Origin of the sequence: Geminocystis sp. GBBB08, assembly GCF_016743215.1 — a bacterium.
In the GTDB taxonomy this organism is placed as follows: Bacteria; Cyanobacteriota; Cyanobacteriia; order Cyanobacteriales; family Cyanobacteriaceae; genus Geminocystis.
The window spans coordinates 1-6,839 of record NZ_VRZC01000186.1; the positions used below are offsets into that span (position 1 = coordinate 1).

The 6,839-nt window shown below is 30.4% G+C and carries 8 protein-coding genes; 3 read left to right on the plus strand and 5 right to left on the minus strand.

What is annotated here, in order from left to right:
* Positions 1-694, minus strand: a 694-nt coding sequence (locus FWJ34_RS16950) for a hypothetical protein (protein ID WP_308256524.1), incomplete at its 3' end; no start/stop codon positions are given.
* A gap of 133 nt (positions 695-827) precedes the next feature.
* On the opposite strand from FWJ34_RS16950, the gene FWJ34_RS16955 reads away from it, so the two are divergent.
* The 3 genes from FWJ34_RS16955 (at position 828) to moaC (ending at position 4,212) form a co-directional block, all read left to right on the plus strand.
* Positions 828-2,984, plus strand: coding sequence for a ComEC/Rec2 family competence protein (locus FWJ34_RS16955; RefSeq protein WP_308256525.1), 2,157 nt, complete (start codon positions 828-830; stop codon positions 2,982-2,984).
* Positions 2,985-3,001: 17 nt separating this feature from the next.
* Positions 3,002-3,436: a DUF4079 domain-containing protein gene (locus FWJ34_RS16960; protein ID WP_308256526.1), complete on the plus strand. Its 435-nt coding sequence runs from the start codon at positions 3,002-3,004 to the stop codon at positions 3,434-3,436.
* Between the two features lie 278 nt (positions 3,437-3,714).
* Positions 3,715-4,212 (plus strand): cyclic pyranopterin monophosphate synthase MoaC, encoded by a 498-nt coding sequence (gene moaC, locus FWJ34_RS16965; RefSeq protein WP_308256527.1) that lies wholly within the window; start codon positions 3,715-3,717, stop codon positions 4,210-4,212.
* Here the strand turns inward: moaC and FWJ34_RS16970 are convergent.
* The 4 genes from FWJ34_RS16970 to FWJ34_RS19625 all read right to left on the minus strand — a co-directional run bounded on the left by FWJ34_RS16970 (position 4,143) and on the right by FWJ34_RS19625 (position 6,534).
* Positions 4,143-4,328 carry a non-canonical purine NTP pyrophosphatase gene (locus FWJ34_RS16970; protein ID WP_308256528.1) on the minus strand — a complete coding sequence of 62 codons (186 nt, stop codon included), beginning with the start codon at positions 4,326-4,328 and terminating at the stop codon, positions 4,143-4,145. The two genes, moaC and FWJ34_RS16970, sit on opposite strands and share 70 nt — an antisense overlap.
* Before the next feature lie 149 nt (positions 4,329-4,477).
* Positions 4,478-5,914 carry a lipopolysaccharide biosynthesis protein gene (locus FWJ34_RS16975; protein ID WP_308256529.1) on the minus strand — a complete coding sequence of 479 codons (1,437 nt, stop codon included), beginning with the start codon at positions 5,912-5,914 and terminating at the stop codon, positions 4,478-4,480.
* Positions 5,915-6,028: 114 nt separating this feature from the next.
* Complete coding sequence (locus FWJ34_RS16980) at positions 6,029-6,325, minus strand: antibiotic biosynthesis monooxygenase family protein (protein WP_308256530.1); 297 nt, start codon at positions 6,323-6,325, stop codon at positions 6,029-6,031.
* 11 nt (positions 6,326-6,336) lie between these two features.
* The gene (locus FWJ34_RS19625) at positions 6,337-6,534 is read right to left on the minus strand and encodes a Gfo/Idh/MocA family oxidoreductase (protein ID WP_396232048.1); all 198 of its coding nucleotides are present in this window, start codon (positions 6,532-6,534) and stop codon (positions 6,337-6,339) included.
* Positions 6,535-6,839 lie beyond the last annotated feature (305 nt).

Sequence of the window (6,839 nt, forward strand, 5' to 3'; positions counted from 1 at the left end):
AAAAAGGCTTTTCGGGGCTAACTTGAGCTTGATTTTGTAAATTAATCCTAAAATTTTCAGGAAAAGATTCCCCCGTAACAATATAACGTAACTTATGAACAGGTAAGTCATAACCTAAATATTTTGCCCTTTCTTGAAGATGAAAAATTAGCGAAGGAACTATAAATATAATAATTTGTTCTACCTCAGAATTAATATTATTAATAATATCGATAATAGATTCTAAATTCGGACCTGTGCAACAAGTATAAAAAGTATAATTTATGCCTATGGAAACCGTGTTTAATGCTAAATTAAAATTTTCACTGGCTACCCAATTCCCAAAACCGAGAGCCATAATTGCTAAACTTGGCTTCTGATGAATCTGAAAATTACTTTCAAGAAACATTCGTAACCTTAAAGCATCATTTTTAATCTTTTCAGGTGATTGTAACCAATAACTAATTTTGCCTGATGAGCTTGATGAGCCTGATGATCTACCTATTCTATAACCTTTTTTGATATTTTGTGGCATTAGATCTTTAAGGCTATATTTAAGTATGTAGTTTTGTTTATCGGTTATTGGTAAATTTTCAAAACAATCTATTGACGTGATGTTCTGACTTTCGAGAAAATTTTTATAAGCAGAAATAGTTTCATAACCTTGTTGAGCTAGTTTTAATGCTTTTTCAGCCGAGCCTAAGTATTTATTCATACAAAAGTGTAAAAATATATTTTAGTAGTTTATTTAATTTAGATGTTACACTTCATTTTACAATTTGTTGTCTCTTATCGATTTGAAATACATTATAATTGAAATCATAATTATGGATTGATAAATTACTCTAATGAGAAATAATAACTATTTTTATGTCTGGATAGGTTCATATATTATAGGTTTATTATTAACAGGTTTATTCTCTTTATCTCAAGGATTTTTCTTTTCGATTACGGTTTTAATTATTACTATTATTGCTTGTTTTTTTCTTCCTAAATGGCGAAAGTTAAAGTTAAATATTTTTACTTGTTTTGTGACAGGTTTAATTCTCCTTAGTGGATTTTATTATTTACACTGGAGAACTCCCACTCCCGATAATCTTGATATTAGTCACCAAATAACTTCTTCATCTACAAATCATAGTACTCCTGTGACTGTTACAGGATTAATAGTGACTACTCCTCGATTAAATCAAAATAATAATGCTAAATTTGTCTTAAAAGCACAACAAATTAGTGATAAAAAAGGCAATGTAGAAAAAGTTACGGGAAAGGTTTATGTTACCGTACCTTTACTTCAAATTACTGGCTTATATCCTTCTCAAATAGTGAAGATAAGAGGACAATTATATATTCCCAATCCGCCTTTAAATCCGGGAGGTTTTGATTTTGGAGGCTATTTAAAACGAGAAGGAATCTTTGCTGGATTATCTGCTGATTCAATCCAAATGGAAAAACAAGGTAATTGGTGGGCTCAAAATCTATTTAATTTTCGTCAACGAATTATTCAAACCCATGTCCGTTTTTTAAATGTGCCTTATGGGAGTTTAGTTAGTTCGATGGTGATTGGCTCTCGGGCGGTGGATTTAAACTTAGATTTACAAAATGCGTTTCGTACTGCGGGATTAGCTCATACTTTGGCTGCGTCTGGGTTTCACGTCTCTTTATTATTGGGCTGTATTTTATCTTTAACTCAATCTTATTCTCCCCGTATTCGTTTAATTATCGGTTTATTGAGCTTATTAATGTACGCTACTTTGACAGGTTTTTTTCCCTCTATTTTACGCGCTTCTTTTATGGGGGTTACGATTTTAATTGCTATAATTAACGACCGCTCTGTTAAAACTTATGCTAGTTTATTTTTATCAGCTTTTATATTACTTTTAATTAATCCTTTGTGGATTTGGGATTTGGGTTTTCAACTCAGTTTTCTCGCTACATGGGGTTTAATCATCACTTTACCCGCCATTGTTAACAAATTAGATTTTTTACCCCCAACTATTGCCAATTTAATTGCTGTGCCTCTTGCCGCTACGATTTGGACTTTACCTTTACAGTGTTATGCTTTTCACCGCATTCCCGTTTATGGAATTTTAACTAATATTTTGGCGACACCTCTGGTTATTATTATTACTTTAGGTGGCATTTTTTCTGCTATAGTTGGTGTATTTATTCCTCTTATTGGCAGTACGATCGCCTATATTTTATTTATCCCCACATGGTTATTAATTAATTTAGTCAAAATTAGTAATAAATTACCTTTTAGTTCTTTAGCGGTGGGAGAAATTAGTTTATTAAGTTTTCTTTTTGCTTATGGCATTTTAGTTTTTATAACTTTTAATAAATGGGGACAAAAAAATTGGTTAAAATTAACATTATTTAGTTTAATTTTATTTATTATTCCTTTAATATATCAAAAATTTAATTTAATTCAAGTAACAGTTATAGCCAGTAGAGATCAACCAGTTATTATTGTTCAAAATCAAACTAATCATGCAGTAATTAATCTTAATGATAAAAATAATGTCAGATTTAATATTGTTGCTTTTCTGATAAATCAAGGCATAAATCAATTAGATTTAGTTTTAATTCCTTATGATGCTGACAATATAAGAGCTTTAGATTTATTAAAACAGTATATAAATATTAAGAATATTAGTTTACGAGAAAAAGAAGCGATTAAATCAATTCACATTATCTCACAAAATCCTAATTATTTTCACTTTCAATTAGCTAATAAAACTTGGTTATTAATTACCAAGAATCAAAATATTAATTTACCTACAATAATAAAAACTGATATACTTATTTGGGATGGTAAAAGTCTTAATACTAAACAATTTCAACAAATAAAAACTAAAATTGCCATCGTCAATACAGAGAAACTTAAAGAAGATATATTAAAATATTTATCTGTTAATAATATCCAAATATTATCTTTAAAAAAAGGTGCAATTCAATGGCAACCAAAAACAGGATTTAAAATTTATAATAATGATGTAATGTAAAAAGTATTTTAAGTTACATGAATTTACCTTCTTTTCTCTGGTTATGGAAAATTGCGGCATGGTCTATGGGGTTTACGATCGCCTTTTATTTTACACTAGGTGTATCAGGAATATTGATGTTTAAATATCGCCAAGAAAAAAAACCACGACCCCAATGGTTACGTCCCTTTCATTGGATAATTGGGACAATAATGGTTATCCTCGTTTTATTGTTACTATCCATTGGCTTAATTGGTACATTAGGATATTATGGTAGTCTAGGACATTCTTGGCATTTATTAGCGGGAATAATTGTTGTTAGTTTAGTTTTATTATCGGCTTGGAGTTCAACAAAAATACATCCTACCCAACTTTGGGCAAGAAAATTTCATATTAGTGTCAATATAGGCTTATTTTTATCTTTATTATTTGTCGGTTTAAGCGGTTGGAGTGTCGTGCAAAAATATTTATAACTAGATAAGCTAAAACCCATCTTTTAAATTTAGTAAAAAATTTTAAAAACTCTTACCCATTAGACTTCTCCATGAATTAAAAATAAAATTAATTCTTATAAAGAAATAATAAATTTAAAATTATTTTTCTATGCTCCCAGCCCTCCGCTCCCTAAATTCGGTCGATGTCTATTGCAAGAGTGCTCTGTGCATCGTTGCCTACCTACAGAAAGTAAACTTAAATGCTTTCTACCTTACTATCCAAAACTTGAAACCTAAATGTGTAAGATGTAATGTTTATGTTAGATAAATTATCCCATATCAATGATGAAGGTGATGTGCAAATGGTTGATGTCTCGTCAAAGTCAATTTCTACTCGTGAAGCCATCGCCACTGGAAAAGTAATTATGTGTTTAGAGACATTACAAAAAATAAAAGAAGGCAATACACCAAAAGGAGATATTATCGCTACGGCAAAAATAGCCGGTATTATGGCGGCAAAACAAACATCACAGTTAATTCCTTTATGTCATCCTTTACCCTTATCTAAAATAGCTGTTAAGATTACGGCTAATGAAGATTTACCGGGTTACGACATTGAGGTGATAGTGAAAACTAATGCAAAAACAGGAGTAGAAATGGAGGCTTTGACGGGGGTATCTATCACAGCGTTAACTTTATATGATATGGCAAAAGCTATTGATAAGTCATTAACTATTACTGATATTCAATTAATAAGTAAAACTGGAGGTAAATCAGATTCTGGATTGGCAATGGCGATGGCACAGACAAATTGAGCTTGACGATCAATACTATCTTTTAATTCTGTGAGTAATCTATTAATTCGATCAAAATCTGTTTTACCATATCTTGGAGAATAAATGCCGGGTTGTCCATTAAAAGCACTTACCATTAAACTAGAATCATCGGAAATCGATCACTTTTTTAAGATTTTAGCTACTAACGTTACGGAGATCAATTATTTTGACAGAATTTAAACATTAAAATTGTGGTTGACAAGAAGTATGCTTTTTAAATATATTTAGAGTATGTGCGTAAGTCCTAAAGCTCTTTTACCATATTTAATAAAGAAGACGATAATACAGGAAATAAAATTAATAATCCTAAACTATAAGTTAAAATACCAATTAAAGAAGATATAACTAATGTTATTTGATAGTTAAAGTTATAAAGTAATATATTTTTACAAAGTAAGATCATTAATGCCATAATTGCTGTACAAATAAGTGATGGAATAAATTGTGAGAAATAATCCCTCCATGAAAATGAAATTAATTTCCCTAATAGCCATTGAGACAGAGGAAAAACTAGATAATCACTGATTACATAGGCTAAGGCAACAGCCATAACACCCCATGGAACAGTAATCACACACAAAATAATATTTAAAATGGTATTAATTAAGCTAATTTTTAATTGATAAGAGGGCTTTCCCATAGCCACTAAAGCTGTCGCTTGAACAAAACTAATACTTCTGAGGATTCCTGTAAAACCAAGTATTTTTAGAATGGGAATCGCATTTAACCATTTTTCAGTAAACAAAGTAATAATTAATTCTTCGCTTAATATTATGGTGGCACAAAAAACAGGAAAAGCAATTAAGCAAGTCAATTGAGTGGCACGATAAAAAGCATTAATAAAGCTCTCTTTATCTTCTTGTAAATGAGAAAATATTGAAAATGTTACATCATTTAAACTACCGATCAATAATTGAGTCATCACTTGTAATATACGATGAGAGATCGCATAAGAACCTAAAGCAACTTCTCCTAAAAAATAACCGATTAGTAATTGATCTGTGCGTTGATTGAAAAAATCGATTAATTCGTAACCTAGAACATTACTACTAAAAGATAATATTTTACATAAATAGTCAAAAGAGAATTGCCATTGTGGTTGCCAGTCACTAACTTTCCATAACATTATTAATGCTACTATTTCATAGGTTAGTTGTTGTGCCACAAGACTCCATAGCCCATAATCGTTGAAAGCACACACAATTCCCACTATTCCAGAGATAATAATTGCAAATAAACTTCTCAATGCTAAAGTTTTAAAAGCAAATTCACGATGTAATAAAGCTATTTGAGTTTGGCTAAAAGCACTAATTATAAAAAGAAAAGAAAAAATTTGTAAAATTAATTTTAATTGTGGCTGTCGAAAAAAAGTGGCTATTATTCCCGCCAAAATGAAAATAATCAAAGTAAACAGAAAACCAAGAAAAATTTGCGTCCAAAAAACTGTATTAATTTCCTTGATGTTAATTGTTTGTTTTTGAATCAATGTTTGTCGAAAATTCTCACTTAAGAAAAGTTGCAGAAAATCAATGACAAGATTAGCCATAGCAATTAATCCCCAAGCCTGTGGAGCTAATAGACGAGCTAGAATCAGAAAAATAACCAAAGAGATTCCTTGACTACCCCAATTTTGAATAGCAGACCAAAATACACCTTGAATCGTTTTTTCCCGAAGACTCATAATTAATTTGAACTACGCCACTCCACTAGGAATTATACAAATCTTTCGTATCATCAATTCTTTTATTTCATTGTATCTAGGAAAAATTGCCATAATACAATTTAAAAATATTCTTTAATCCCATGATTTATAGTGATAAACCGAACATTTCTTAACAAATTTTTCCATACCGTAAGGAATTACTGAAACGTTCCATTTTTCCCCCGCAAAAGCTATCAAAGCGGCTTCATTTTTCCAATAAGAAATCATAATGTATTCATCTGGTGACCATTTAGTGGGTTTATGAATAGAAGCCGAAATAAAACCAGTAGCTTTTTTTACTGTTTGTAAAGAGAGATCTGAAAATTTATCCTCAAACTCTATGCGAAATTCTATATGGATTTGCACTCGAAATATTCTTATTATAGCCATGATATAATTATTTAATGTAATGCTGCTAAAGCTAGAGAGAAGTGAGTTGAAACAGGTGTGGCGATGACAATGGCATCAATTTTGGGATTTTGCAGTAAGTCTTCAAACTTAGTTGTTACTGAAATATGAGGATAATGAGCTAAAACTTGATTTAAACATTCAATGCGACAATCACTAACAGCAAGAACCTCTGTATCAGGTAATGCGATAAAATTTCTGACTAAATTAGGTCTCCACCATAGCTAATAACATCTACATTAATTAAACTCATTTTTGCTCTTTATCCCTTTTTTATCAAACTAAGACAAGTCAATAATTTCAGTCTGTTATTTTGCATCGAACTCATGTACCATCGGTATTTGCTTTAGTGGTAGGTGAGGAGGATAATTTATAGAACCCATTTGGTATCTTTTTTAGAAGAATTACATAGTAATGATTTGAGAATAAATGCTTTAATCTCGTCAAAACCTTTTGTTATTTCGGTTACAGATGTAAATATCAAATAGGTTCTATA

Excerpts from the sequence above, each read along its gene's own strand:
- FWJ34_RS16955 (WP_308256525.1), top strand. The coding sequence starts at position 828 with ATGAGAAATAATAACTATTTTTATGTCTGGATAGGTTCATATATTATA.
- FWJ34_RS16960 (WP_308256526.1), top strand. The coding sequence starts at position 3,002 with ATGAATTTACCTTCTTTTCTCTGGTTATGGAAAATTGCGGCATGGTCT.
- moaC (WP_308256527.1), top strand. The coding sequence starts at position 3,715 with ATGTTAGATAAATTATCCCATATCAATGATGAAGGTGATGTGCAAATG.
- FWJ34_RS16970 (WP_308256528.1), bottom strand. The coding sequence starts at position 4,328 with ATGGTAAGTGCTTTTAATGGACAACCCGGCATTTATTCTCCAAGATAT.
- FWJ34_RS16975 (WP_308256529.1), bottom strand. The coding sequence starts at position 5,914 with ATGAGTCTTCGGGAAAAAACGATTCAAGGTGTATTTTGGTCTGCTATT.
- FWJ34_RS16980 (WP_308256530.1), bottom strand. The coding sequence starts at position 6,325 with ATGGCTATAATAAGAATATTTCGAGTGCAAATCCATATAGAATTTCGC.